This window comes from Desulfarculaceae bacterium (genome assembly GCA_020444545.1).
GTDB lineage: Bacteria > Desulfobacterota > Desulfarculia > Desulfarculales > Desulfarculaceae > Desulfoferula.
The window spans coordinates 143,784-168,512 of record JAHLKT010000005.1 but is presented as its reverse complement, the minus strand read 5'-3'; the positions used below and the strand labels follow the sequence as shown (position 1 = coordinate 168,512).

Here is a 24,729-nt window from a genome sequence, read left to right as displayed (position 1 = left end):
GTTCCGGTGGAGCGTGAGCTAGCGTCGCTTGAGTGTTCGCGTCCTCGTGGTAGTCGCCGTCGGAGTTGGTTTCGGTTTCGCGTCCGGTTCGGCTCCGGCCGCCCTGGCCGGAGCACCGCCGTTCCCAGCCAGTATAGAGGAGCCGCCCGGAGGGTTTCAACCGGGTAATGCCGACCAGTGCCCTAGGAGCGATTGCCAGGCGGCCCGGCCATGGTTTATGATGTTAAATACTAAAAGTGGCCCCAGCCGGGACCGAGGCTCAGCGATGCGTCCACCCCGGCGGGGCGGAAGGGAGGCCGGGCATGGCCGTGCTGAGCATCTCGCGTCAGTTCGGAGCCGGGGGCAGGACCTTGGGGGAAATGGTGGCCAGCGAGCTGGGCTACCATTTTTTGCATGAATCCCAGCTCGACCAGATGGCGGCCAAGGCCGAAAAAGCCAGCGGCGGCAGCGCCACCCAGAGCCAGTACCACGCCCAGGTGGTGGAGCTACTCACCTCCCTGGCCCCCAGCAATTTCATGGAGCGCTGGACCGTGGCCGAGGGAGAGGACAAGGCCCACATCGAGCGCCTGAGCAAGGTGATCCAGGAGCTGGCCGAGACCGGCAAGGTGGTGCTCCTGGGCCGGGGGGCCCAGTTCATCTTGCGCTATAGGCCGGACACGGTGCGGGTGCTCCTGGTCTCCGAGCTGTCCCACCGGGTGGCCTTCATGGCCATGCACTACCAGATGGACGAGGTCACGGCCAAGCGTCTCATCGCCGAGGCCGACAATAAGCGGACCCGATTCCTGAACAACTTCTATCCCGGCGAGCCGGACGAATCCAGCCTGTACCATCTGGTGCTCAACACCAGCCTGATCAGCCTGGAGAGCGCCACCAATCTGGTGACCCGCCTGGTGCGCCGCATCGAGGACAAGCTCAAACAAAGGGCCTATGCCTGAGGCGGGAGAGTCGACCTTTTGCGAAGCGGCGCGGCTATAGATACGGTGGAGGGCGGTTATGGCGATACTTAGCATTTCGCGGCAGTTCGGTGCCGGCGGCAAGACCCTGGGAGAGCGGGTGGCCAGGCGCTTGGGCTACGAGTTCGTGGACGAGGGGCTTTTGCAAAAGGTGGCCGAGCAGGCCAACGTTTCGCTCAAGTGGGTGGAGGGCGTGCAACGCGAGGCCGGCGGCCGCCTGATGCGCATCCTGAGCAGCCTGGTGCCCTCCAGCTTCATCGACCGCCATTTGGGCGAAAGCGGCTCGGACTTCGACGAGAAGCGCTACGTGGAGTTCCTCACCCGCATCATCCTGGACCTGGCCGCGGAGGACAACGTGATCATCCTGGGCCGGGGCAGCCAGTTCATCCTGCGCCACAACCCCGACGCCCTGCGCATTTTGCTGGTGGCCGAGCGGGCCGACCGCATCAAGTTCATGGAGGACATGTACAACATGACCCCGGACAAGGCCGAGGCCATGGTCACCCGCGAGGCCCGCAAGCGCGAGCGTTTCCTGTCCAACTTCTACAAGGGCGACCCCAACGACCCCAGCCTGTATCATATGGTGCTCAACACCAGCCTGGTGCCGCTGGAGGCGGCCGAGGAGCAGATAACCGAGCTGGTGCTGGGGGCGGTGGACGCCACGGCGGAGCCCATCTGGGACTGAGCCGGGAGCAAACAAACCACGGGCCGCCCCGAGGGGCGGCCCTTATCTTTAGGCCACGAGCGAGGAGCAGACGCATGAGCGAGCAGGAAGACTACACCCCCGCGCAGGAAGCGGTGCTGGACGGGTTGGCGATGCTGGCCCGGCTCTACTGGGGGCCGGACGCCGAGCTCTGCGCAGACCTGGCCGGGCCCGAAGGAGGCGAGTTGATCAGCGAGCTGGCCGCCATGCTTCCCGCCGCCTCCCCTGCCCTGCGCTCGCTGAGCGCCCGCCTGGCCGGGGCCGAAGCCAAAGAGCTCTGCGCCGAGCTGGAGCCCGGCTACGTTAGCATGTTCGTGTCCAAACCCGGCGGAGTGCCCGCCCCCCTGTATCACTCCTGCTACGTGGGCGAGGGACGGGTGATGGGCCCGCCCGCCGAGGCCATGGCCCAGCGTCTGGAGGCCGAGGGCCTGGCCTTGGAAGAGAAGCCCGGCGAGCCGCCGGACCACCTGGCCGTGGAGCTCGAGTACCTCATTTATCTCTTGGAAGAGTCCTGGGACGGCGAGCGCCCGGGCGGCGAGGCCGAGGCGGCCGAGCTGGCGGGGCGTTTCATGCTGCCTTGGGTGCGCGAATTCGCCGCGCGGCAGGAAGAGGCCGACCCCGGTGCGGTCTATTCCCTGGTGGCCAAGCTCTTGATCGCCTTGCTGGAGCTGGTGGAGGCCGAGGCCGGCGGGATCGCCTAGGGCGCCCCGGTGGCCATGGCCGCCTTGATCCGCTTCAATAAAGCGTGGGTGTCCCCGATGTGCCCGGACATGATGGCCAGTATCTTCCAGCGGCCGGGGCCGGTGTGCTTGATCAGGTAGGCCACCGGCAGCCCGGGCTTGCCCAGGCAGTTGAAAACCTCGCGGCGGCGGTCGGCGAACAGGGGGAAGAGCACCTTCTTCTGGCGGCGAAAGCGCATCACCTCGCGGTTGAGGCTGCCCACGCCCAGGCCCAGCATCTTCATGCGCTTGCTGAGCAGGGGGTCCTGGTTGAACTCGATGAACAGGTGGTTGTAGGAGGCCACCTCCTTGAGGCAACCGAAACATAGCTCGTCGTAGAGCTCCACGAAAAGATAGTCCGCGTCCACGTCCTCCAGGGAGAAGGCCGGCTCCTGGTGCTTGATGCCCAGGTAGGCGCGGTCGGAAGCCTTGTCCAAGAGCACCAGGCGGCAGGAGGGGAAGTAGTCCCCTTTCTTTAGCCCGGCCGGAGGCAGCTCCTGGGCGGCCTTGCCCTGGTGGGCCAGCCAGCCGTGCCATCCCCCGGCGTAGCGCAGTACGTTCTTGTAGCCCAGGCTCACGGCCCAGCGGGCGGCGATACCGCCGCGCAGTCAGCGGAAGGAGCGGCAGTAGATCACCAGCAGGCGGCCACGGTCCGGCCCGGCCAGCGCCTCGAAGCGCTTGGCTTTGGCTGGGTCCAGCGTTAGGCGGTCGCCCAGGTGGAACTCCAGGTTCTTGGCTCCCTTGATGTGGCCCTGGGCGTACTCGTAGTCCGGCCGCACGTCCAGGAGCAAAAAGTCCTTGTCCGAGGCCAAGAGCTTGTCCAGGCCCGCGTCGTCGATCAGGCCGTAGCCGTACTGGTCGGCCTGGGCCTTGGCCTGGGCCCACCAGGCGGGCGCGGCCGCCAAAGCGGGCAGAGCCGCCAGCAGCAGCGCCGCCAGGACCACGGCCAAGACAAAGCCCGGCCCCCCGGCGGGGGGGACCGGGCCTTTACTCAAGCATATAAGCCGATGGCGCACGCTGTCCCTACTTGGGAGGGGCGGCCTTGTAGGTGCCGTCGGGGTTGAAGGTGACCTCGCCGTCGATGTAGTACACGTCGGTCATCTGGGGGGCCAGGTCCTTGATCATGTAGAAGGCCTCGCCGGAGCGGGCGCCGGTGCCGCACACGAACACCACGGGCTTGTTCTTGGGCAGCTTGTCGATGCTCTTGGCCAGCTTGTCCACCGGGATGTTCACCGAGCCCTTGATGGCTCCGGCCTTGTACTCGCCGGGGTCGCGCACGTCCACCAGATAGATGCTCTGGGGATTCTTCTGGTAGGTCTCCTGGAAAAAGGCCAGGTCCACGCTGCCCTCTTCCTTGCCCGGCTTCAGGCTGCCCTTGGACGCCTTCTTGGCGGCCGGGGCCTGGGCCGCGCCCATGGCGCCGGCGCCGTAGGCCTTCTTCCAGTCGGGGTAGCCCTTGGCGTAGACCTTGATGTTCTTGTAGCCCATGGCCTGGGCCTTGAACGCGGCCTTGTGGCTCAGGGCGCACTTGAGGCCGCCGCAATAGAACACGATCAGGGCATTCTTGTCGGCGGGCAGCAGGCCCTTGAGCTTGCCGAACTGGCTGGTGGGCAGGCTCAGGGAGCCGGGGATGTGGCCCTTGTCATACTTCTTCTTCTTGGGGCGGGCGTCGATGACCAGGCCCACCTTCTTGCCGTCCACCACGTCCTTAACAAAGGCCGCCTCCACGATGACCGGGAAGGTCTTGAAGGCGGGCTCGGCCTTGGCGGGCTTGGCCACGGGATCGGGGCCCACCACGCCGGGGCCGTAGGCCTTCTTCCAATCGGGGTAGCCCTTGGCGAAGACCACGATGTTGCTGTAGCCCAGGGCCTGGGCCTTGAAGGCGTTCTTGTGGCTCAGGGCGCACTTGAGGCCGCCGCAGTAGAACACGATCAGGGCCGCCTTGTCGGCGGGCAAGAGGTTCTTCTTCTGGTCGAAGTAGGTGGTGGGCAGGTTCACCGCACCGGGGATGTGCCCCTTGACGTACTTCTTCTTGAAGGGGCGGGCGTCGAAGATGTAGCCCTTGACCTTGCCGTCGGCCACGTCCTTGACGAACGCGCCGTCGACGATGTTGGGGTAAGTCTTGAAGGCCGGTTTTTCCGCGGCCAGGGCGGGGGCGGCCAGGGCCAAGGCCAAGACGGCCACCAGGGCCACGGCCAGGCTCTTGCTGAAGCGTTTCATGTTTATCCTACCTCCGATGGTTTGGAATCCTCTAGCTCGTCGTACCAGAGCCGGTGGTGATGCTTGGCATACTCGGCCGGCACGGTTCCGGTGAACATGGAAATAAAGGCCGGGCGCTCATCCTTGCTGATGGCGGCCATGTAGATGTGCAGGATCAACAGGGCGGTGGTAACCCCGGCGGCGATGAAGTGCACGGTGATGGACCACTGCACCAGCCAGGAGTCGGCCGCGGTGAGGAAGTACTTGCTGGCGAACATGATGAAGCCGGTGCCCACCAGGGCCAGGGCGCCGAAGATGAGACCCTGGGCGGCCAGCTTCTGGCCAACGTTGTAGTAGCCCTGGTCGGGCATGGTTCCGTCGTAGCCCAGGGGCTTGACCAACTTGGCCATCATCTTGTAGCCCACCATCATTTGCAGGTTCTTCTTGATCATCCACTGGATGTCGCGGTTGGGCTCGATGGTGAACGCCGAGTTGAGGAACGGGGCCACGAAGCGGTTCATTCCCCAGAAAAGATAGACCACCCACACCGCCAGCCAGATGAAGGCCACCAGCCAGTGGGCCACCAGCAGGTTGCCGCCGCCCATGAACACCGCGCGCACCGCCTTGGGATACCAGGCGCCCAGGGGGTTGAGCTCCGGGTTGGAGATGAGGGCCACGCCGGTGGCCAGCAGGAAGAACCAACAGGCCGCGTTGAACCAATGAATGAAGATGCCCGCCCGGGTGTGGCGGGGGATCTGGCGGCTACTCATGGCCGTCCTCCCCGTGATGCTCCTCGGGAGCGTCGTTTTTCATGACCAGTTGCTTGCCTAGCATGGCCAGCACGCCCACGCCCATCAGGCCCATGAGCACCTTGACCCCGGGATCGGCCACGTTTTTCCAGAAGGTGAAAGCCGAGGGCATCTGGGCCTTGACCGGCCAGTGCTTGTTGCCCGGCGCGCCCAGGTAGTAGATGTTGGGATCGGTGTTGCTCTCGGCGTTGACCACCTGCACCGCCTTGTCCTTCTGGGCGGCGTAGAGCTTGCCCGCCGGCGAGGCGGGATCGTTGAGGTCGCCGAAGGCCCGCGCCTTGGTGGGACAGGTGCTAACGCAGGCCGGCTCCAGGCCCACCTCGCGGCGGCTGCGGCAGAAGTCGCACTTGTCGGCCACCTTGAGCTTGTCGTTGCGGTAGCGGGCCCCGTAGGGGCAGGCCTTGATGCACTGGCCGCAGCCGATGCACAGGCCGCGGTCGATCAACACCACCCCGTCCGCCTTGCTCTTGTAGGTGGCCCCGGTGGGACAGGCGGTTACGCAGGTGGGTTTGTCGCACTGCATGCAGTTGCCCGGCTGGAACACCATGCGCCTCTTGCCCTTGGCGTTCCAGTCCATCTCGCCGTCCTTGATCCAGTTGCGCCAGTTGTCTCCCGGCACCTCGTTGGCCACCTTGCAGGCGGCCATGCAGCCCTTGCAGTCGATGCAGGAGTCGGCGTCGATCACCATGCCCAGTTGCTTTGCCATCATGCCGCCTCCCGGCCCACGCGGACCCAGGTCTCATGCATGGCCATGTTCCCGCTGATCGTGTCGAAGTCGTCGTTCAACACCTCGGCGATGCAGGCCCCTTCGCCGTAAATATTTTGCAGGTCCTTGCTCAGCACCCCGAAGCCGGTGGCCATGTACACCGTGTCCGGCCGGGTCTGGTGGGTCACCTTGGCCTGAATCCGCTGCTTGCCGTGGGGTCCCTTTACCCACACCCACTCGCCGTTGGTGATGCCCATCTCCTTGGCCGGGTCCGGGTGAATCCACAGGTGGTTGGTGGGCTGGAACTTGACCAGCAGGGAGTTGTTCTGGCTGGAGGACTGGGTGATCACCGCGTTGCGCCCCACCACCATGCGGAAGCGGTCGTGGCCTCCCGGCTTGGGCGGGGTGTAGACCGGCATGGGGTCCAGGCCCATCTCGGCGTAGCGGCTGTTGTACAGCTCGATCTTGTGCGACTTGGTCTTGTAGATCTTGCCCTCGTAGACCCCGTAGAGCTTGGAGGGGTTGTAGTAGACCCCGTCGCGCTTGAGGGCGTCCATGGCCCCGGGCAGCTCGGCCAGCTGCTTGTCGCGGAACTGCTCGATGGTGAAATCAAAGTGCTCGCCCAGGCCGATTCGCTTGGCGATCTGCTGCATGACCCAGAACACCGGCTTGGACTCGTAGAGCGGGGCCACCACCGGATCGCGCATGACCACGCAGGCGCAGGCGCTGGAGCCCTGCTGGGCCGAGCAGGGGTCTTGGCGCTCCAGATAGGTCTGGGAAGGCAGCACCAAATCGGCCATCCAGGCGGTGTCGCTCATATGGATGTCCATGGAGATCATGAAATCCAACTGGTTGATCATCTCCACGGTCTTTTGCCGGTTGGCCGCGGTCTGCATGGGATTGGTGTGATAAGTGAACCAACCCTTGACCGGGTAGGGCTTGCCGGCGATCACCGCGTCGCGGGCCAGCTTGAAGGAGCCCTCCTCGGGGAACATCAGCGTGGCCTTGCCCGCGTCGATGCGGTCCTCGGGGTTGTTCTCGTAGAAGGGCGCCTCAAAGGGCACGCCCCCGGCCAGGCCCACCTTGCGGGCGGCGGTGAGGCCGCCGGGGCGGTCCCAGTTGCCCAGCAGGGCGTTGACGATGGCGTAGGAGCGCCGGATCTGGGTGGAGTCGGTGTAGTTGGAGGAGCGGCGGCCGGGATAGACCATGGCCGCCGGGGCCGCCTTGGCCAGCTCGCGGGCGATGCGGGCGATGTCCTTGGCCGGGATGTCGCACTGGGCCGCGGCCCACTCCGGGGTGTAGGGCTCCACGTGCTTGCTCAGCTGCTCGATGCCGTAGGTCTTTTCGGCCACGAACTTCTTATCGTAGAGCTTCTCTTTGATGAGCACGTGGGCCAGGGCCAGCATGAAGGCCATGTCCGTGCGGGGCTTGATGGGGAACCACTCGTCGGCCTTGGCCGCGCTCTTGGTGTAGCGCGGGTCCAGCACCACCAGCTTGGCCCCGTTTTTCATGGCGCTCATCAGGTCGATGCTGTCCGGGGTGACCAGGGACTCGAAACGGTTGGCCCCCACCATGACCACGTACTTGGCGTAGAGCATGTCCGGGATGGGCACCTCGCCGAAGGTGTCCAAAAAGGCCCGGGTGCCCGCGATGAGGCACATGGACTCGTGGCTGAGCATGTTGTAGGAGCCGTAGGCCTCGGCGAAGCGGTGCACGAAGGTGGACTGCATGTCGCTGCCGGCCATGAACATGAAGCCGCAGCGGGTGTAGCGGTCGCCGATGGCCTTCATCTTCTCGGCCGCGATGTCCAGGGCCTCGTCCCAGGAGATGCGCTTGAACTTGCCTTCGCCGCGCTCGCCCACCCTGAGCAGGGGGTACTTGAGGCGGTCGCGGCCGTAGACCTGCTCCACCCCGGCGTTGCCCCGGGCGCAGAGCATGCCGCGCGACTTCAGGAATTTGGGATTGGGGTCCAACTTGTGGACCACCCCATCCTGCACCCGCGCGATGGCGCTGCACTTGTTGAAGCACATGTCGCACACGGTGAACTTGCTCTCGAAGCCGGGGCGGATGCCGCCGGCGGCCTGGGCAGGCTTGGCCGCCGGCAGCGCCGTGCCGCCCAGGGCGGCGGCCGCGCCGGCCGCGCCGGCCAGCTTTAGGAAGCCGCGCCGGGACAGGGCGGGGCGAGAGGATTTAGCCATGGTCTGCTTACTCCGCTACAGAAGCGAAACTGGGAAAAAAGGCGCGGCGGCGAGGGCCCGCCGCACCACGGAGGTCTACTTGCATTTGGCCGGGGAAGGCGAATCCTTGGCGTGACCCCAGAGGTAGGCGTAGATGTCGGTGATGTCCTTGTCCGATAGCTTGGCCCATTCGGCCGCGCAGGGCAGCTTTTTGGCGTCGGCAAAGGTGGTCTTCCACTGGGCCTGGGTCTTGCTGATGGGGCTCAGCTCCTTGGCCTTGCCGTTTTCCACGTGACAGACGCGGCAGTTTTTGCGGTAGAGGTACTTGCCCTTGCGGGAGTTGCCCTTGCCACCGGAGGCCAGGGCCACGCCCAGGCCGGCGCCGAGGAAGCTCAGGACCAACAGCATCACCAAAATTCGTTTCAACATCAGAGACTCTCCTTGCGGGTGGCCAGCCTGGCGTCCGGCCGTTTTACATATGTTTTCCAAGATTGCTCACCCTTGGGTGCGTTTTCGGATCGGGGCTCCAACCAAAGCAACAGGCATGCCACCCTGGGGGACAAAAATGATTTGTCGCATTAATACAGAATGTTATGTTGCATAAGCGTTACACATACCCCAGGTCGCAAGGGCGCAAGGTGTTAATTAAGTGAACAGTTGCTAAACACCTAACACTCGACACCGCAAAGCGGGTGGGCGGGCCCCTCCGGCCTCTTGGAAGGGATACTCTATTTTCCTGATTGATTATCGGTATGTTATGCCCAAAGGCATCAACGGGAAGGCGTCAAAATATGATTCGCTTCGCGGCCCGGGACGGCGCTGGCCCGGCCGCGGAACTTTACACCAAGTAAACTGCTATGCATTTGGGGTGTAAAGACTATTTTTCGTATTATTTATCGCAAATTGAGCCATTTATCACAAACGGCTCCGGCGGGGCCCAAAGGCGGTGGTGTTAAGGAGCGATTAATTGTTAACAGGGGGCGAGGCCAGGGGCTCGGGCTGGAGCACCCCGCAGGAGGCGGAGCCGGTGAGCACGAAAAGTGCGATCTCGCGCTCCAGGCCTTTGGGCTTCACCTTGAAGCTGCGCCCCACCTGGACCTCGGAAGGCAGCCGGTCGCACACCTCCTGTGAGATGACGATCTCGCCGCCCTCGGCCGTGGACTGGATGCGCTGGGTCAGGTTGACCGGCCCGCCCACGATGCCGTACTTGGTGCGCTTGGCCGAGCCTATGTTGCCCACCACCACCTCGCCGGCGTTGAGCCCGATGCCGGTCTCCAGCTGGGTGCGGCCCTGCTCAGCCGCCTCGCGGTTGAACTCGGCCGTGGCCTCTTGCAGCTCCAGGGCGCAGCACACCGCGCGCTGCACCGCCACTTCGATGCCGTCCTCCAGGCTGTCGAAAAAGGCCAGCACCGCATCGCCCAAAAAGTCCACGATGATGCCCTCGTGGCGCTGGATCACCTCGATGATGCGCGAGAGGTAGCGGTTGATCACCGCGATGGTCTCTTCCGGGCTGAGCGTTTCGCACAGGGCGGTGTAGCCGCGCACGTCGGTCATCATGATGGCCACCTGGCGCTTCTCGCCGCCCAGGTTGGTTGCCTCGGGCCGGCTCATGAGCCTGCGGGCCACCCCGGGGTCCACGTAGCGGCCAAAGGTGTCTCGGATGTGGTCCTTTTCCTTGAGCCCGGCCACCATGGTGTTGAAGTGGCGGGCCAGGCGGAAGAACTCGTCGCGGCTGTGGGGGGTGGGCACCCGCTGGTAGTTGCCCTGGGCCACCTGCACCGCGGCCTGGCACACCTGGCGCACCGAACCGGCCACCCGGCCGGTGACCGTGAAGATGATGAGAAGCACCAGGCCGATGCACACCAGGGAGGCCAGGGCAAAGGCCCTGAGAAAGTCGGTGACCGGCCCCAGCACCGCCTCGCCCCGCGCGATGAGCACCAGGGTCCATGGCGCCCGGCTCAGGCGGTAAAAACCGGCCACTTCCTTGGCCGGGTGGCCCCCGCTCATCACCGTGCCCTTGTTGTGGGTCAGCAGGGCTGACAGCACATCCAGGCGGAAGGCATCGCCCCCGCTACCCAGGCTGCCCCCCAGGGGCACCGCCTCGGCTCCCCGGGCCAGCACCCGTCCGGTGCGGTCCACCAGATACACGTTGTCGCTCCGCCACCAGTTGAGGGCATTGAGGTCCTCCAGCAGGTGGGCGAAGCGCACCACGATCTCCAGGCGGGCCATGGGCTTCTTGTCCTCGCTCACCAGGTCGAAGACCATGGTCACCGTCTCGCGGCCCGAGGTGGTGTCCAGGCGGGGGCTGGTCACCTTGGCCACCTCCACCCGGTGGAAGCGCATGGGGCCCATGCCATAGCCCATGCCCTGGCCAGCCCCGTCCATGCCTTGGCCCATGGCCTGGCCCCTGCCCCGCCGGGGCAAGGGCGAGCCCTCCGGGCCCAGGGCGGCGGGAGGCTCCAGGCCGGTCAGCTCCATGCGTACCCGGTCCACTCCGGGCAGCTTGGCCAGCTGGGTTTCCCATTCCTGGGGGTTGGTGGGGGCCTGGCTGGAAAGGCTGTTGATCAGCTCCACCGCGTCCTCGGGCTGGGCCAGGCGCATGTCGATGGCGTGGGCCGCCCGCTCCAGGCTGAGCATGGCCGACTCACGCCAGGAGTCCAAAAGGCTTTGGCGGGCATAGTAAAAGCCGAACCCGCCCAGGCCCACCAAGAGCAGGGCCACGGGCAGGAGCAGGAAAATCAGCAGGCGCTGACGCAGGCTGGTCAGGCGTGGACGCAATACGGCGCTCCTCCGCCCCGCCGGGTTGACGGGGCGTCCCTAATTATATAGGCCCGGAGCGCGGCCGAGGCAAGCTGGAGGCTAGCGGCGACCGTAGAGGTTCTTCCAGGGAGCCTGCTTGCGCTTGAGGTGGTCGCGCACCGCCGCCTTGAGGGTGGCCGCGGCCAGGGCGGCGCAGTGGCGATGCTCTTTTTCCAGGCCGCCCAGCTCGTTCTCGATCTCCGCCGCGCTGAGCTGGGCCGCATCGCCCAGTTCGCGGCCCTTGATCATGCTGGTCATGGCGCTGCCGCAGGCCACGGTGTGCAAACAGCCCTCGGTCATGAAACGGGCGTCGGCCACCTTGCCGTCCACCACCTTCAGGTACAGCTCCAAGAAGTCGCCGCAGCTTCCCTTGGGGCGGGCGTAGCCGTCGGGGTTGGGCAACATGCCCACGTTGGCCGGAGTGAGGGCGTGGGCCAGGAAGGCCTCGGAAAATTGGCCCGGAGCGGGCTCGTTGTGTTCATTGTCTGACATGGCGCTTCACTGAACCGGGGCCGGAGAACATGCTCCGGCCCCGGCGTTGGTTCGGGGTTGGTTTATCAGGCGCGCAGCATGTAGTGGGCCTTGCCGTCCTTGTGGGTGCGGCCGATGACGCCTTCGCCCACCATCTCGCGGATGCTCTCCATGAGCGGCTTCTCCTCCGCCTTGAGGGCGGAGGCCAGCTCGTGCAGCTGGTAGGGCTTCTGGGTGTCGCGCAGCAGGTTGGCCACCCGGCTCTTGATGAACTCCTCGCTGACCACGCCCATCATGTCGCGGTCAAAGGCCAGGGCGTTGCGCTGGTTGCCGGGGTAGACCTCCTCCCAGGGACGCCGCAGGGTGGCGCCCAGGACCCAACGCACCCGGGCGTTGTTGACCGTGGCGTAGAGCCCGGCCAGCTTCTCCAGGTTCTCGGGGGTGCGCTCGATGGGCCCCAGCTCGGCCATCTGGGCCACGAAGCTCTCCACGGTGTGGATGTACTCCTCGGGGCTGTTGAGGTCCGCGTGGGCCAAGGCGATGCGCCGCCGGTCGAAGCCGCACAGGTGCAACAGCTTCTTGATCAGGTTCACCCGGCTCCAGGTGTGGTCCAGGCCGTAGGAGTGGTGACACTCCTCGGGCGGGCAGCCGATCAGCAGGAGGCTGTTAGCCCCCTCCAGGAAGGCGCGGGCCATCACCGAGGGGTCGAGCTGGCCGATGCAGCCCACCCGCAGCATGTACATGCGCGGGTCGTACTTGAGGCCCTTGACCCCGGCGTTGTCCGCCGCGGCCAGGCCGCCCCAGGCGCAGCCAAATGCCAACACCTCTTCCGGGGCCAGCGAGGCGGCCAGGGTGGACACCCGGGCCTCGCGCTGGTTGGTGGTGTTGTTCTGCAGGGTCAGGGCGTGATAAGGGCAGGCCGCCGCGCAGGTGCCGCCGCCGGTGCAGACCATGGGGTCCACGTGACGGGGGATGTTGCCGCCATGACCTTCCACCGGCTCGATGCCGCCGCAGTCGCAGATCTCCTTGCACAGGCCGCAGCCGATGCACTTGGATTGGTCCACGGTGCAGACCATGCGCGGGGCGTACAGGTCGCCCTGGGCGGCCTTTTCCACCATCTCGGCGGTCTTGCTGGCCGCCCGGCGGCCTTGGCGCAGGGCCTCGTGCAGGTCGCAGGGGTAGCGGGCGCTGCCGGCCAAGAAGGCTTCGGCCCGGCCCACCATCTCCGGACGCACCCGCTGCTTGTGGGGCTCCAGGAAGTGACCCTCCACGTGCTCCAGACCCAACACGTGGGCCACCTTGGTGGCCTCGTGGCCCACCGAGCGGCGGGGGCTGAGGATCAGGCGGTCCCAGGGCATCTCCTGCTCGGTGTGGTCCTCGGGGTCGCAGTAGGTGACGTAGCCCGCCTGCACCGTGGGCCTGAGCGCGCCGTCGTAGGGCACCCAGGAGATGCCCAGGTTGCGGCTGGCCACCCTCTCGCCGGCCGACAGGGGCACCGGCATCTGGTGGTTGTAGAGCACCGTCACCGTGGTGAGCGGGGAGCGCTCGCGCATGTAGCGGGCCATGGACCAGGCCGCGCGGGAGGCCAGGTAGGCATACTCGGGATGTCCGGCCTCGTAGTCGTTGATCCAGAAGAGCACCCTGCCCTCGGGCACGCCGGTGGTCCAGAGCATCTCCTCGGCCTCGGTGTGGCAGATCACGTTGCGGCCGTCGTGGCCGAAGTTGGTGCCCTGGTTGAGCATCTGTCCGTCCAGCGCGGCGATGATGGCCCCGGCTTCATAGACCCGGGGCGGGCCGCCCATGGGGTCGCTGAAGGTGACCAAATACTCGCCGGTGCGCCCGCTGACCGAGGTCAGTTCGCCCACGGTGATGCGCCGCACATGCTCGCTCTCGTCCACTTCGCGCATGATGTTTTCCATGCGGTCGTAGTAGTGGCGCTCGCCGGGATAGTGCTCGTGCAGCATGCGGATCTCGTCTTCCCACTCGTCGGTGCTCACCGCGATGATGCAATCTATCTGCCGGCGGCTCAGCTCCTGGGCCGCGCTGTAGGTGGCGATGCCTCCGCCCAGAATCATCACCGGGCCCTTGAAGTCCACCGCTTCCTTCTCGCTGGGAGTCAGGGCGTCCAGGCCCGCGGCCGCGGCCTTGATGAGCTTGAAGCCCTTGGCCGCCTTGTCCTCGGGGCTCAGATCCGAAACCTGGGCCACGTGGCCCCGGAGGTTGACCATGTCGATCTGGCCCTCCTCCAGGCCGGTGGCGGCCAGCTCTTCCTGGAACTTCTTGAGCAGCACCCGGGCCTCGCAGCCGGCGATGACCACCCGGCTCAGGCCCTGCTCCTCCACCGCCTTGGTCACCTGCTCGATGCCGGGGGCCATGCAGGTGAAGGGCTCGATGGCCACGTAGTCCACCAGGGGATCGGCCGTCAGCTTGGCGGAGAGGTCCTTTAAGTCCACCAAGGGAGCGATGCGGCGGCCGCACTCGCAGAGGAAGACGCCTATCTTGGAATTTTCAGCCATGGTTCGTCTCCTTTGCTCTTACTTGCCGGACCGGGCCATGACCACGGCGGGAACCCCGCGCACCTGATCGAAACGGGCCCGCATGGCCCCGGTGGGGCATACGGTCAGGCAGGTGCCGCAGGCAATGCAGTCATCGCCGGGAATCATGTAGGGGGCGCCGATTTTCTTGCTCGGGCCCCGGCCCACCGTGCTGATGGCGTTGGCTCCCACCACCTGGGAGCAGGTGCGGGCGCACAGCCCGCAGAGGATGCACTCTTCCTCCGGGTTCTTCACCTCGAAGCGGGTGCTCTCCACGCCGTATTCCGCCGCCATTTCGCGCACCGCCTCGCTGGCCGGACACTCGGACAGGAGCATCTCCAAAATCCAGCGGCGCACGTTCTTCACCTTCTCGCTCATGGTGTGCACCTCCAGGCCCTCTTCGGCCGGGTACACGCAGGAGGCCACCAGGCGTGAGTTGTCGCCCACCTTGAGCTCCACCACGCACAGCCGGCAGGCCCCGAAGGGCTCCACCGCCTCGTGGTAGCACAGGGTGGGTATGTCTATATGGTTCTGGCGGGCCGTGTCCAACAGGGTCCAGCCCGGTTCGGCCTGGACTTGTTTGCCGTCTATGGTCAGATTCAACATTTTGCTGTCTCCCGAGAAAGGGGCCAAACGCCTAAACGACCTGGATCGCCCCGAACTTGCACGATTCCATGCACATGCCGCAACGGATGCACAGGCTCTCATCAATGGTGTGCGGCTTCTTCTTCTCGCCGCTGACCGCATTCTGGGGGCAGGCCCGGAAGCAGGCGTGGCAGCCGGTGCAGGCCTCCGGATCGATGCTGTAGGTGATGAGGTCCTTGCAGACCCCGGCCGGGCAGCGGTGCTCCAGGATGTGGGCTTCGTACTCGTCGCGGAAGTAGCGAAGGGTCGAGAGCACCGCGTTGGGGGCGGTGCCGCCCAGGGCGCACAGGGAGCCCATCTTGATGGCCTCGGCCAGGCTGTAGAGGTCGTCGATGTCCTCGGCGGTGCCTTCGCCCTTGGAGAAGCGCACCAGGGTCTCGCGCAAGCGGGGCACCCCCAGGCGGCAGGGGAAGCACTTGCCGCAGGATTCCTCTTCCAGGAAGCCCAGGAAGTACTTGGCCACGTCCACCATGCAGTCGCGGTCGTCCATGACGATCATGCCGCCCGAGCCCATCATGGACCCGGCCGCGATGAGCGAGTCGAAGTCCACCGGCAGGTCGGCGTCTTCCCAGGGCAGGCAGCCGCCGGAAGGCCCGCCGGTCTGCACCGCCTTGAAGTGGTCCGAGCCGGGGACCCCGCCGCCGATGTCCATGACGATGTTCCGGAGCTTGATGCCCATGGGCACCTCGACCAAACCCACGTTGTTCACCTTGCCCACCAGGGCGAATACCTTGGTGCCCTTGGACTTCTCGGTGCCCAGCCCGGCGAACCACTCCCAGCCGCGCTCGAGAATGCGGCTGACGTTGGCCCAGGTCTCCACGTTGTTGAGAACCGAGGGCTTGCCGAACAGGCCCTTGTCCGAGGGGTACGGCGGCCGGGGAACCGGCTCGCCCACCTTGCCCTCCACCGAGCGCATGAGGGCGGTTTCCTCGCCGCAGACAAAGGCGCCCGCGCCGCGGTTGATGCGGATGTCGAAGTTGAAGCCGCTGCCCAGGATGTTCTCGCCCAACAGGCCCAGGGCCCGGGCGTCGGCCAAGGCCATTTCCAGGTGCTTGATGGCCAGGGGATACTCGGCGCGCACGTACACGTAGCCCTCGTTGGCCCCGATGGCGTAGCCGCCGATGATCATGCCCTCCACCACGGCGTGGGGGTCGCCCTCCATCACCGAGCGGTCCATGAAGGCTCCGGGGTCGCCCTCGTCCGCGTTGCACAGCACGTACTTTTCGACGTCGCCGTGCTTGGCGGCCAGGCCCCACTTCACGCCGGTGGGGAAGCCCGCCCCGCCCCGGCCCCTGAGGCCGGACTTGGTGACCGCCTCCACCACCTCACTGGGCTGCATGGCGGTGAGCGCCTTGGCCGCGCCGGCATAGGCCCCGGCCCGGAGGGCGTCCTCGATGTCGGTGGGGTCGATCTGGCCGATGTTCTGCAGGACCACCCGCTGTTGGCCAGCGTAGAAGGGGATCTCCTCGGTGGTGCTGAGGGTGTCGCCGGTCTGGGGATGCTTGTAGAGCAGCCGCTCCACGGTCTCGCCCTTTTGGATGGTCTGGGCGACGATATCCTCGGCGTCGGCCGGCTTGACCTGCTGATAGAAGATGCCCGCCGGCTTGATGATCACCAGGGGGCCGCGCGAACAGAAACCGTGGCAGCCGGTGGTCTTGATGCCGGGCACCACCTTTATGTCCTCGCCCGCGTCGGCCAGGGCCTTCTTGAGGGCCTCGGTGACGCCCGGGCTTCCGTTGGCCACGCAGCCGGTGCCGTGACAGACCACGATCAGGGTCTGGTCCGGGTCCACCGCCGCGGTAAGCTCGCCGCGCAGTTGCTCCAATTCTTCCAGGGAGCCCAGCTTAGCCTGCCCCGTCTTTTTTGCCGTAGCTTGCATTGCCTTACACTCCCAACTTATTCAGACCCAAGCTTGCTGACCTTCTTCATCAGCTTGGGCGAGGTCACCTTGGGTTGGTAGTCGCCGTTGACCACCGCCACCGGGGCCAGGGCGCAGGCGCCCAGGCAGTTGACCGTCTCCACCGTGAACTTGAGGTCCTCGGTGGTGCCGGGCTCCTCCAGGCCGATGCTGCGCATCAGGTTCTCGGCGATGAGCCCGCTGCCCTTGAGGTGGCAGGCGGTGCCCAGGCAGACCTGGACCATGTTTTCGCCCTTGGGCTCCAGGCTGAAGGAGCCGTAGAAGGTGGCCACGGCATAGGCCTGGCTCTCGGGCACTCCGGTGTGGTCGCAGACCAGGGTGAGGGCCTCGGGCGAGATATAGTTGAAGGCGGCCTGAATGTCCTGCATCAGGAAGATGAGGTATTCCGGTTTGCCGGGATAGCGCTCTATGATTTCATCAATGTCGATGTCAATGGCTGTCTGGGCCACGTTCCTCCTCCTTGGCTATTCCGCATAAACTTCACGCGGCAGAATTTGCCCCTTATAGAGCAATTATGGGGCCAGATGTCTTAAGCACCTATATTGACAGACGAAACTCCACACCCCCCTGGCGAGGAGACGCCGCCTGAAACAGAATCACGTTTCAAAAGACGCCGTCCAGGCATGTCCAGGAAGGGAATCAGGCTAATTTTTACATTAAACAGTGGGTCTTAGGCAAGCTGAAACATCAAGCCGCAACATTTGAAACATTTTGAAACAACGATGGAAAGGGCGGGTTGGAGGAAGGGCGGCGCTTGCCTAGGCCAGGCCCAGGGCCTTCATGCGGCGCCACAGGGAGGTGCGGCTGATGCCCAACAGATCGGCCGCGGCCTGGCGGCGGCCCCCGGCCTGGGCCAGCGCATCCAGGATGGCCCGGCGCTCGGAGTCCTCCGCGCCTTCGGGGCCGGACTCGACGGCCTCGTCCTCGGCCGGGCCGCCGTTGCGCTCGCGCCAGAACTCGCCCAGGGAGGGCAGATAGGCGGGCAGGATGGCCGGGCCCTTGACGAACACATAGGCGTGCTCCATGACCCGCTCCAGCTCGCGCACGTTGCCCGGCCAGGGGTAGTTGGTGAACAGGCGCATCACCTTGGGGTCCACCGAGCGCACCTGCTTCTTGTAACGCTGGTTCATCACCTTGATGAAGTGGCTCACCAGCAGGGGGATGTCCTCGGGCCGCTTGCGCAGGGGGGGAATGGTCAGGGGCACGGTGCGCAGGCGGTAGAAGAGGTCCTCGCGGAAAGCACCCTCGGCCATGGCCCGGGGCAGGTCGCGGTTGGTGGCCGCGATGATGCGCGCGTCCATGGGGATGAGCCGGGTGCCCCCCACCCGCTCGAAGACCCGCTGCTCCAACACGCGCAGCAGCTTGACCTGGAGCTCGGGCTTGAGCTCACCGATCTCGTCCAAGAACAGGGTGCCGCCCTTGGCCAGCTCGAAGCGCCCCACCTTGGAGCGCACCGCGCCGGTGAAGGCCGCCTTCTCGTGGCCGAACAGCTCGCTCTCCAGGAGGGTCTCGGCCAGGGCCGAGCAGTTCACGGCCACGAAGGGTCCCTTGCTGCGGGGCGACTGGGCGTGGATGGCCCGGGCGAAGAGCTCCTTGCCCGTGCCGCTCTCGCCGCTGATGAGCACGCTGGCCTCGCTGGCGGCCACGTCGGGCAGCATGTCGAAGAGCCGCCGCATGGGTTCGCTGGACCCCACGATCTCCTCGAAGCTATGGCTCTCCTGGTCGGCGGGCTGCTCCAGGCCGTCCAGAGGCCGAAAGCTCTCCACCGCGCCCACCACGCTGCCGGTGCGGTCGCGCACCACGCTGGTGTTGACCAGCACCCCCAGGCGGCCGCCCCGCTTGTCCAACATGCGCACGTCCTGGTCCATGCGGGTCACCCCGGTCTCCAGGGTGGTGCGCAGGGGGCAGCCCGAGCCGCAGAGGTCGGAGCGGAAGATGTCCCAGCAGTGGCGGCCCAGCACCTCCTCGCGGCGGTAGCCGGTGAGTTCCTCGGCCCGCTGGTTGAAGCTGGTGATGCGCCAGCGGGTGTTGATGGTGAAGATGCCCTCGGCCAGGTTCTCGAAAAGGGACTGGTAGCCCAGGCGGGGCATGTTGGGCAGGCTGTCGCCCGGGTCCAGGTGGCCGCCGCTGAGCGGGGCGAAGTCCAGGTCGCGCAGGTTGATCACCGCGCCAATGACCTGGCGGCCCGGTCCGAACAAGGGGTTGATGGAGTATTCGCAGGAGAATTCCTGGCCCGAGGAGTCGCGGGCCGAGGCACGCAGGTTCTGGGCGGAGCGCCCCTTGGCCAGGGCCGCCTCCAGGGCGCTCTGGGCCTGGGACAAGTCCGGGCCTTCCAAAAGGCCGGCCAGGCTGAACACCGCCCCGGCCTCCAGGTCGTCGCCCAACAGCTGGCGGGCGGCCTGGTTGCCGCCCATGATGCGCTGGGCGCCGTCCAGGGCCACCACCGCCTCCCCGGCGGCCAGGGCCAGGTTGCTATCCGCCGAACTCATGCCGTCTCCCCGCATGTCTCCCGTCAGCCTACATTATCAAGGCCAAGATGCAAGCCGGACCACGCGGGGCGCGGAGTTAAAGTTTGATGCCCAGGGCCTGCTCAACTTCTTCGTCCTTTAAAAAGGACGACACGTTCCAGCATATGGCTCTCAGCTCCTTGTCCGCGAGCCCGGGGTACAAGAGTCCCCGGGCGTCGCGATAACCTTCGCGGCGCGCCAACTGGACGATTTGTTGCAGCGGGCCCTTACTGGATGAAGGATCTTGGTGGGCTAGGGCATATGCTTTGACCAGGGCATTCACTCTGGCCACGGAACATCGTTTGCAGGTGCGATCTGAACTCACGGGCCTCCACGGGGTTGCGAGTTGCACCAACGGCCAAAGGGACGATGATTAAAATATATTTTTTAACTAGGCATGGCAAGCCTTTGATTGCGCAAACTTAATTCTCTTGACACCCGTCGCGGAGCCATCTATTTTAAGCTCTAGTTATCACAGAGATTTACCGGCTTTTCCTTGGCCGATCATTTGAAGGTGGCTCCATCCCATGAAACCGCCGGACCAGCCCAAAGCCAGCCTCCAGGAACCCCGCCGGGTTTTGGAGGCCATGACCCTGGGCGTGTTGGCCGTGGACCTGCAGGGGCGCATCACCTATTTCAACCACGCGGCCGAGCGAATCTGCGGGGTGGAGCGCGACAAGGTTTTGGGCGCGCCCTGCTCCGAGGTGCTCAAGTCCACCCTGTGCGAGGAGTACTGCCCGGTGCGCCGGGCCATGGAGACCGGCGAGGAGCAGCCCAGCACCGAGGCGGTGTTCATCCGCCAGGGCGGGCGCTCGGTGGTGCCGGTGAAGATCTGCGCCTCGCCGCTGATGGACGAGGAAGGCCGCCTCATCGGCGCGGTGGAGACCTTCCAGAGCCTGCCCCTGGGCAGCCTGGCCGATAAGCGGGTCAACGGCCACCGCAAGTGGGAGGACTTCATCGGGGCCAGCCCCGAGGTGGGGCGCATCTTCGACACCCTGCAAGTGGCCGCGCCCAGCAAGATCACGGTGCTCATCGAGGGCCCCACCGGCACGGGCAAGGATCTGCTGGCCCAGATCATCCACCACAACAGCACTCGGGCGGGCCGGCCCTTCATCAAGGTGAACTGCGCCGCCCTGCCCGAGAACCTGCTGGAGTCGGAGATGTTCGGCTACAGCAAGGGAGCCTTCACCGGGGCCGAGCGCGACAAGCCGGGGCGTTTCGACCTGGCCGACGGAGGCACCATCCTGCTGGACGAGATCAGCGAGCTGCCCCTGTCCTTGCAGGCCAAGCTCCTCAGGGTCTTGGAGGAGCAGGAGTTCTTTCCCCTGGGGGCCCACGCCACCACCAAGGTGGACGTGCGCATCCTGGCGGCCAGCAACAAGCCCCTGGAGCGCCAGGTGGCCCTGGGCCTGTTCCGCGAGGACCTCTACTACCGCCTCAACGTGATCAAGATCAGCGTGCCCGCCCTCAAGGAACGCACCGAAGACATCCCGCTGTTGATCCGCCGCTTCATCCAGAAGAAAAACATAGCCAACGGCACCTACATCTGCCGCTTCTCGCCCGAGACCCTGAACCTCCTGCTCAACTACGACTACCCGGGCAACGTGCGCGAGATGGAGAACATCCTGGAACACGCCTGCCTGTTGTGCCGGGGCGACATCATCAAGCTCAACCATTTGCCGGCCAACCTCCAAGCCATATGCGACAGCCAGCTGCCGCCCACCGGCCAGCGCCGGGCCAAGGACGAGCTGGTGCGGGTCTTGGACCGCCACGCATGGAACCAGACCAAGGCCGCCGAGGAGCTGGGCATCAACCGCACCACCCTGTGGCGGCGCATGAAACGCCTGGGCCTCACCCGGCCGCAATAGCCCCGCCGCTTTTCCTGCATCCCTGGTGTTGCATCCGATGCAACAGCAAACCCATTCGTAAAATCGGTTTGTTAGGCGCTGTTGCATTGTGATGCGCCCCGCCGGGTGTTGCGTTCAGGCGCAACAATTGACTTGACCCATAAAGGCCCAATGGCCTATTACCATTAAATCATTGAGTATTTTTCGAATTGCCTTTTTGGCACGCAACGTGCCTATTAGGGATATCGAATGGCGCGCTGAAACAGGTGAAACGGCCCATGCAACCAAAGCCCCTAAAGCTGACCAACCGGCTGGTCTTCAAGCTGACCCTGTGGGTGGGCCTGTGCCTCATGGCCCTTACCACGGCCTCGGCTTATTGGGCGGTGCATTTGCAAGAGAAGCGCTCGGTGGACAAGATGCGCCAGACCGGCCACTGGTTCAGCGACACGGTGAAGCGGGCCACCAGCTACGGGATGCTCAAGGACCAGCGGGAGAGCCTGCACCACATCATCGAGGCCATGGGCCGCCAAAAGGGCGTCGAGGTGATCCGGGTGTTCAACAAGAAGGGCCGCATCATGTTCTCCAGCCGCGCCTCGGAGATAGGCCGCCTGGTGGACCTGGACTCCGAGGCCTGCTACGCCTGCCACTTCAAGGACCGGCCCCTGGAGCGCCTGGCCATCGACGAGCGCAGCCGCATCTTCAAGGCCAGCGCCAAGAACGGGGGCCACCGGGTGCTGGGGGTGATCAACCCCATCTACACCAGCCCGGCCTGCTACACCGACCCCTGCCACGTACACCCCAAGGGACAGAAGGTGCTGGGGGTCTTGGACGTGGCCCTGTCCCTGGGCGCGGTGGACGCCCAGGTGGGCCAGAGCGCCCGTCGTGTGGCGATTTACGCGGCCATCATGTGCGTGGCCATCTGCGCGGTGGTGGCCCTGTTCACCTACTACTTCGTCAACCGCCCGCTCTCGGCCCTGCTGGGAGCCACCCGGCGCATCACCGCCGGGGACTACGAACAGAAGATCAAGCCCCAGACCGACGACGAGATCGGCGAGCTGGCCACGGCCTTCGACCTCATGCGCCGGGGCATCAAGGAAAAGACCGAGGACCTGGAGCATGGCCGCCGCGAGTATCAGCAGCTGTTCGAAGAGGTGCCCTGCTACATCACGGTGCAGGACGCGGATTTCAAGCTGTTGGCCCACAACAAGCGCTTTGCCGACGACTTCGGCCCCAGCCTGGGGCGCTATTGCTACCGCGCCTACAAGAACCGGGACGACCGCTGCCCCAACTGCGCGGTGGCCAAGACCTTTGGCGACGGCCAGGTGCATAGCGCCCAGGAGCGGGTGGTGGGCGCGGACGGCAAGACGCGCTACTTCCTGAACCTCACCAGCCCCATCACCGACAAGAAGGGCGATATGGTGGCGGTGATGGAGATGGCCACCGACATCACCGATGTATTGCGCCTGGAAGAGGAGCTCAAGCGCTCGGAAGAAAAGTACCGCCTGTTCTTCAACAACGACCCCAACCCCATCTTCGTCTTCGACGCCGACACCCTGGAGATCATGGACGCCAACGACCGGGCCGTGGCCGATTACCGCATGGCCCTGGAAGAGCTGCTGAGCACCACCTTCCTCTGCCTGACCCACCAGGGCGACCGGCAGCGGGTGGTGGAGTTCATCGCCGGGCGCGAGGCCTTCTTGCCCAACGTGCGCCAGCAGCGCGGCGACGGCGAAAACTTCTACGTGAACCTCAGGGCCTCCTACGGCGAACACCTGGGACGCTCGGCGGTGATCGCCACCACCAGCGACATAACCGAGCGCCTGCAAACCGAGCAGCAGCTTATCCAGGCGGCCAAGATGGCCACCCTGGGCGAGATGAGCGCCGGGGTGGCCCACGAGCTCAACCAGCCGCTGACCGTGATCGGCACGGGCAGCAGCTATCTGCTCAAGAGCGTGCAGCGCGGCCGCCAGGTGGACCCCAAGACCCTGTTCAGCGTGGCCAAGGAGCTTAGCGAGCAGGTGGAGCGGGCCCGGCGCATCATCACCCACCTGAGGGAGTTCGGCCGCAAGCACGAGGTGAGCGCCGAGGGCATAAGCCTCAACGAGCCCATCCGGGGCGTCTTGGGCCTATTGGGCCAGCAGCTGGCGGTGCACGACATCAAGGTGCGCACCGAGCTGGACCCGGAGCTGCCCCTGGTGCTGGGCGACGTGAACCGCATGGAGCAGGTGTTCATCAACCTGGTGATGAACGCCCGCGACGCCATCCAGGAGCGCCGGGAGCAAAAGGGCGGGCCGGGCGGGCTCATCGAGATCAAGAGCTTCGTGGAGGACGGCAAGGCGGTGGTCACCGTCAGCGACAACGGCACGGGCATCGCCTCGGCCGACCAGGACCGCATCTTCCAGCCCTTCTTCACCACCAAGGAGGTGGGCAAGGGCACCGGCCTGGGCCTGTCCATCTCCTACGGCATCGTACGCGACTTCGGGGGCAGCATAACCCTCAAGAGCGAGGCCGGGGTGGGAGCCACCTTCCGCCTGAGCTTCCCGGCCATGAAGGGGGAAGCGGCATGAACCGTTGCGCTCCCCTCCCCTACCGCCGCCTGCTGCTCATAGACGACGAGCCGGGCATTAGGCGCATGCTGTCGCTGTCCCTGGAGGCAGACGGCTACGAGGTCTCCACCGCGGGCGGCGGGGCCGAGGGCCTGGCCATCTTTGAGCAGGAGAAGCCCGACCTGGTGCTCACCGACCTGAAGATGCCGGGCATGGACGGCATCGAGGTGCTGGAGCGCATCAAGGCCATGAGCCCCGAGGCCGAGGTGATCGTGATCACCGGGCACGGCGACCTGGACCTGGCCATAAAGTCCCTGCGCCTCCAGGCCAGCGACTTCATCACCAAGCCCATCAACGACCAGGCCCTGGAGGTGGCCCTGGAGCGGGCCAGCCAGCGCCTGGCCCTCAAGGCCGAGCTACGCTCCCACACCCAGGAGCTGGAGCGCCGGGTGGCCGAGGCCACGGCCCAGGTGGTGGCCAACGAGCGCCTGGCCGCGGTGGGCCAGACGGTGAGCGCCCTGGTGCACTCCATCAAGAACATGCTGGCCGGGCTCAAGGGCGGGGCCTATCTGGTCTCCCAGGGCCTGGGGCAACAGCGGCGCAACCTGTGCGACGAGGGCCTGGAGATGCTGAACCGCAACATCGGCCGGGTGCAGGATTTGGTAAAGGACCTGCTCAACATCGCCAAGCCGCGCAGCCCGGAGGCGGAGCCGGTGGACCTGGGGGCCCTGGTGGCCGAGGCCGCCGCCTGTCTGAAGTCCGAAGCCGACAAGCGCGGGGTGGAGCTGGTGCTGGTGACCCCCGAGCACGGCGGGCCCCAAACCATGGCTGACGGCGAGATGCTCCTGGACGCCTACCTGAACCTACTCTCCAACGCCATCGACGCGGCGGCCACCGTGACCCGGGGACGGGTGACCCTGAGCTGCCGCGAGGGCGTGGACGGCACTTGCCTGCAAGTGCAGGACAACGGGCCGGGCCTGGACCCCGAGGCGGCCGAGCGCATATTTCAGGGCTTCTATAGCACCAAGGGCGCGGCGGGCACCGGCCTGGGCCTGATGGTGGCCAAAAAGACCGCCGAGGAGCACGGCGGGCGGGTGGAGTTTTCCAGCCAACCCGGCGAGGGGGCGGTGTTCAAGCTGATCCTGCCCCCGGTTCCCAAGCCCGAGGACGAACACTGATGCCAAACCGGCGGCCGC

The 24,729-nt window shown here is 65.7% G+C and carries 20 protein-coding genes; 6 read left to right on the top strand and 14 right to left on the bottom strand.

Translation table 11 applies throughout. The features are described from left to right. The first annotated feature begins 302 nt into the window (after positions 1-302). The 3 genes from KQH53_15870 to KQH53_15860 all read left to right on the top strand — a co-directional run bounded on the left by KQH53_15870 (position 303) and on the right by KQH53_15860 (position 2,357). Complete coding sequence (locus tag KQH53_15870) at positions 303-935, top strand: cytidylate kinase-like family protein (GenBank protein ID MCB2228158.1); 633 nt, start codon at positions 303-305, stop codon at positions 933-935. Positions 936-993: 58 nt separating this feature from the next. Then, on the top strand, positions 994-1,638 hold the full coding sequence (locus tag KQH53_15865; GenBank protein ID MCB2228157.1) for a cytidylate kinase-like family protein: 645 nt from the start codon (positions 994-996) through the stop codon (positions 1,636-1,638). 74 nt (positions 1,639-1,712) lie between these two features. Next, on the top strand, positions 1,713-2,357 hold the full coding sequence (locus KQH53_15860) for a molecular chaperone TorD family protein (GenBank protein MCB2228156.1): 645 nt from the start codon (positions 1,713-1,715) through the stop codon (positions 2,355-2,357). Here the strand turns inward: KQH53_15860 and KQH53_15855 are convergent. The 14 genes from KQH53_15855 to KQH53_15790 form a co-directional block, all read right to left on the bottom strand. After that, positions 2,354-2,953, bottom strand: coding sequence for a redoxin domain-containing protein (locus tag KQH53_15855; protein MCB2228155.1), 600 nt, complete (start codon positions 2,951-2,953; stop codon positions 2,354-2,356). The two genes, KQH53_15860 and KQH53_15855, sit on opposite strands and share 4 nt — an antisense overlap. 30 nt (positions 2,954-2,983) lie before the next feature. After that, positions 2,984-3,325 (bottom strand): rhodanese-like domain-containing protein, encoded by a 342-nt coding sequence (locus KQH53_15850; protein MCB2228154.1) that lies wholly within the window; start codon positions 3,323-3,325, stop codon positions 2,984-2,986. Between the two features lie 73 nt (positions 3,326-3,398). Continuing rightward, the gene (locus KQH53_15845; GenBank protein ID MCB2228153.1) at positions 3,399-4,595 is read right to left on the bottom strand and encodes a hypothetical protein; all 1,197 of its coding nucleotides are present in this window, start codon (positions 4,593-4,595) and stop codon (positions 3,399-3,401) included. A gap of 2 nt (positions 4,596-4,597) precedes the next feature. Next, positions 4,598-5,344: a cytochrome b/b6 domain-containing protein gene (locus tag KQH53_15840; GenBank protein ID MCB2228152.1), complete on the bottom strand. Its 747-nt coding sequence runs from the start codon at positions 5,342-5,344 to the stop codon at positions 4,598-4,600. Then, positions 5,337-6,092: a 4Fe-4S dicluster domain-containing protein gene (locus tag KQH53_15835; protein MCB2228151.1), complete on the bottom strand. Its 756-nt coding sequence runs from the start codon at positions 6,090-6,092 to the stop codon at positions 5,337-5,339. The genes KQH53_15840 and KQH53_15835 overlap by 8 nt, the downstream gene beginning before the upstream one ends. Beyond that, positions 6,089-8,287, bottom strand: a complete 2,199-nt coding sequence (locus tag KQH53_15830) for a molybdopterin-dependent oxidoreductase (GenBank protein MCB2228150.1) — start codon at positions 8,285-8,287, stop codon at positions 6,089-6,091. Before KQH53_15830 ends, KQH53_15835 begins: the two co-directional genes overlap by 4 nt. Positions 8,288-8,362: 75 nt before the next feature. Continuing rightward, positions 8,363-8,695, bottom strand: coding sequence for a cytochrome c (locus KQH53_15825; protein MCB2228149.1), 333 nt, complete (start codon positions 8,693-8,695; stop codon positions 8,363-8,365). Positions 8,696-9,229: 534 nt separating this feature from the next. Beyond that, positions 9,230-11,044 carry a HAMP domain-containing protein gene (locus KQH53_15820; protein ID MCB2228148.1) on the bottom strand — a complete coding sequence of 605 codons (1,815 nt, stop codon included), beginning with the start codon at positions 11,042-11,044 and terminating at the stop codon, positions 9,230-9,232. Positions 11,045-11,125: 81 nt separating this feature from the next. Then, positions 11,126-11,557, bottom strand: coding sequence for an iron-sulfur cluster assembly scaffold protein (locus KQH53_15815; GenBank protein MCB2228147.1), 432 nt, complete (start codon positions 11,555-11,557; stop codon positions 11,126-11,128). A 65-nt stretch (positions 11,558-11,622) separates the two neighbouring features. Further along, on the bottom strand, positions 11,623-14,052 hold the full coding sequence (locus tag KQH53_15810) for a hydrogenase iron-sulfur subunit (protein ID MCB2228146.1): 2,430 nt from the start codon (positions 14,050-14,052) through the stop codon (positions 11,623-11,625). Between the two features lie 18 nt (positions 14,053-14,070). Next, positions 14,071-14,676, bottom strand: a complete 606-nt coding sequence (locus tag KQH53_15805; protein ID MCB2228145.1) for a (2Fe-2S)-binding protein — start codon at positions 14,674-14,676, stop codon at positions 14,071-14,073. Positions 14,677-14,707: 31 nt separating this feature from the next. Continuing rightward, positions 14,708-16,594, bottom strand: a complete 1,887-nt coding sequence (locus KQH53_15800; protein MCB2228144.1) for an NADH-quinone oxidoreductase subunit NuoF — start codon at positions 16,592-16,594, stop codon at positions 14,708-14,710. A gap of 17 nt (positions 16,595-16,611) precedes the next feature. Continuing rightward, positions 16,612-17,067: an NAD(P)H-dependent oxidoreductase subunit E gene (locus KQH53_15795; protein ID MCB2228143.1), complete on the bottom strand. Its 456-nt coding sequence runs from the start codon at positions 17,065-17,067 to the stop codon at positions 16,612-16,614. A 324-nt stretch (positions 17,068-17,391) separates the two neighbouring features. Continuing rightward, on the bottom strand, positions 17,392-19,122 hold the full coding sequence (locus KQH53_15790; protein ID MCB2228142.1) for a sigma 54-interacting transcriptional regulator: 1,731 nt from the start codon (positions 19,120-19,122) through the stop codon (positions 17,392-17,394). A gap of 545 nt (positions 19,123-19,667) precedes the next feature. On the opposite strand from KQH53_15790, the gene KQH53_15785 reads away from it, so the two are divergent. From KQH53_15785 to KQH53_15775, 3 genes are all read left to right on the top strand, one after another. Further along, entirely contained in the window at positions 19,668-21,008 is a 1,341-nt protein-coding gene (locus KQH53_15785) for a sigma 54-interacting transcriptional regulator (protein MCB2228141.1), read from the top strand. A gap of 257 nt (positions 21,009-21,265) precedes the next feature. Beyond that, positions 21,266-23,554, top strand: coding sequence for a PAS domain S-box protein (locus tag KQH53_15780; GenBank protein MCB2228140.1), 2,289 nt, complete (start codon positions 21,266-21,268; stop codon positions 23,552-23,554). Continuing rightward, on the top strand, positions 23,551-24,711 hold the full coding sequence (locus KQH53_15775; protein MCB2228139.1) for a hybrid sensor histidine kinase/response regulator: 1,161 nt from the start codon (positions 23,551-23,553) through the stop codon (positions 24,709-24,711). Before KQH53_15780 ends, KQH53_15775 begins: the two co-directional genes overlap by 4 nt. The last annotated feature ends 18 nt before the right edge of the window (positions 24,712-24,729 follow it).

What these genes read in the sequence shown, in the direction of transcription:
- KQH53_15835 (MCB2228151.1), bottom strand. Translation starts at nt 6,092, where the DNA reads ATGATGGCAAAGCAACTGGGCATGGTGATCGACGCCGACTCCTGCATC.
- KQH53_15870 (MCB2228158.1), top strand. Translation starts at nt 303, where the DNA reads ATGGCCGTGCTGAGCATCTCGCGTCAGTTCGGAGCCGGGGGCAGGACC.
- KQH53_15810 (MCB2228146.1), bottom strand. Translation starts at nt 14,052, where the DNA reads ATGGCTGAAAATTCCAAGATAGGCGTCTTCCTCTGCGAGTGCGGCCGC.
- KQH53_15775 (MCB2228139.1), top strand. Translation starts at nt 23,551, where the DNA reads ATGAACCGTTGCGCTCCCCTCCCCTACCGCCGCCTGCTGCTCATAGAC.
- KQH53_15845 (MCB2228153.1), bottom strand. Translation starts at nt 4,595, where the DNA reads ATGAAACGCTTCAGCAAGAGCCTGGCCGTGGCCCTGGTGGCCGTCTTG.
- KQH53_15790 (MCB2228142.1), bottom strand. Translation starts at nt 19,122, where the DNA reads ATGAGTTCGGCGGATAGCAACCTGGCCCTGGCCGCCGGGGAGGCGGTG.
- KQH53_15805 (MCB2228145.1), bottom strand. Translation starts at nt 14,676, where the DNA reads ATGTTGAATCTGACCATAGACGGCAAACAAGTCCAGGCCGAACCGGGC.
- KQH53_15785 (MCB2228141.1), top strand. Translation starts at nt 19,668, where the DNA reads ATGAAACCGCCGGACCAGCCCAAAGCCAGCCTCCAGGAACCCCGCCGG.
- KQH53_15825 (MCB2228149.1), bottom strand. Translation starts at nt 8,695, where the DNA reads ATGTTGAAACGAATTTTGGTGATGCTGTTGGTCCTGAGCTTCCTCGGC.
- KQH53_15780 (MCB2228140.1), top strand. Translation starts at nt 21,266, where the DNA reads ATGCAACCAAAGCCCCTAAAGCTGACCAACCGGCTGGTCTTCAAGCTG.
- KQH53_15800 (MCB2228144.1), bottom strand. Translation starts at nt 16,594, where the DNA reads ATGCAAGCTACGGCAAAAAAGACGGGGCAGGCTAAGCTGGGCTCCCTG.
- KQH53_15840 (MCB2228152.1), bottom strand. Translation starts at nt 5,344, where the DNA reads ATGAGTAGCCGCCAGATCCCCCGCCACACCCGGGCGGGCATCTTCATT.
- KQH53_15865 (MCB2228157.1), top strand. Translation starts at nt 994, where the DNA reads ATGGCGATACTTAGCATTTCGCGGCAGTTCGGTGCCGGCGGCAAGACC.
- KQH53_15860 (MCB2228156.1), top strand. Translation starts at nt 1,713, where the DNA reads ATGAGCGAGCAGGAAGACTACACCCCCGCGCAGGAAGCGGTGCTGGAC.
- KQH53_15830 (MCB2228150.1), bottom strand. Translation starts at nt 8,287, where the DNA reads ATGGCTAAATCCTCTCGCCCCGCCCTGTCCCGGCGCGGCTTCCTAAAG.
- KQH53_15815 (MCB2228147.1), bottom strand. Translation starts at nt 11,557, where the DNA reads ATGTCAGACAATGAACACAACGAGCCCGCTCCGGGCCAATTTTCCGAG.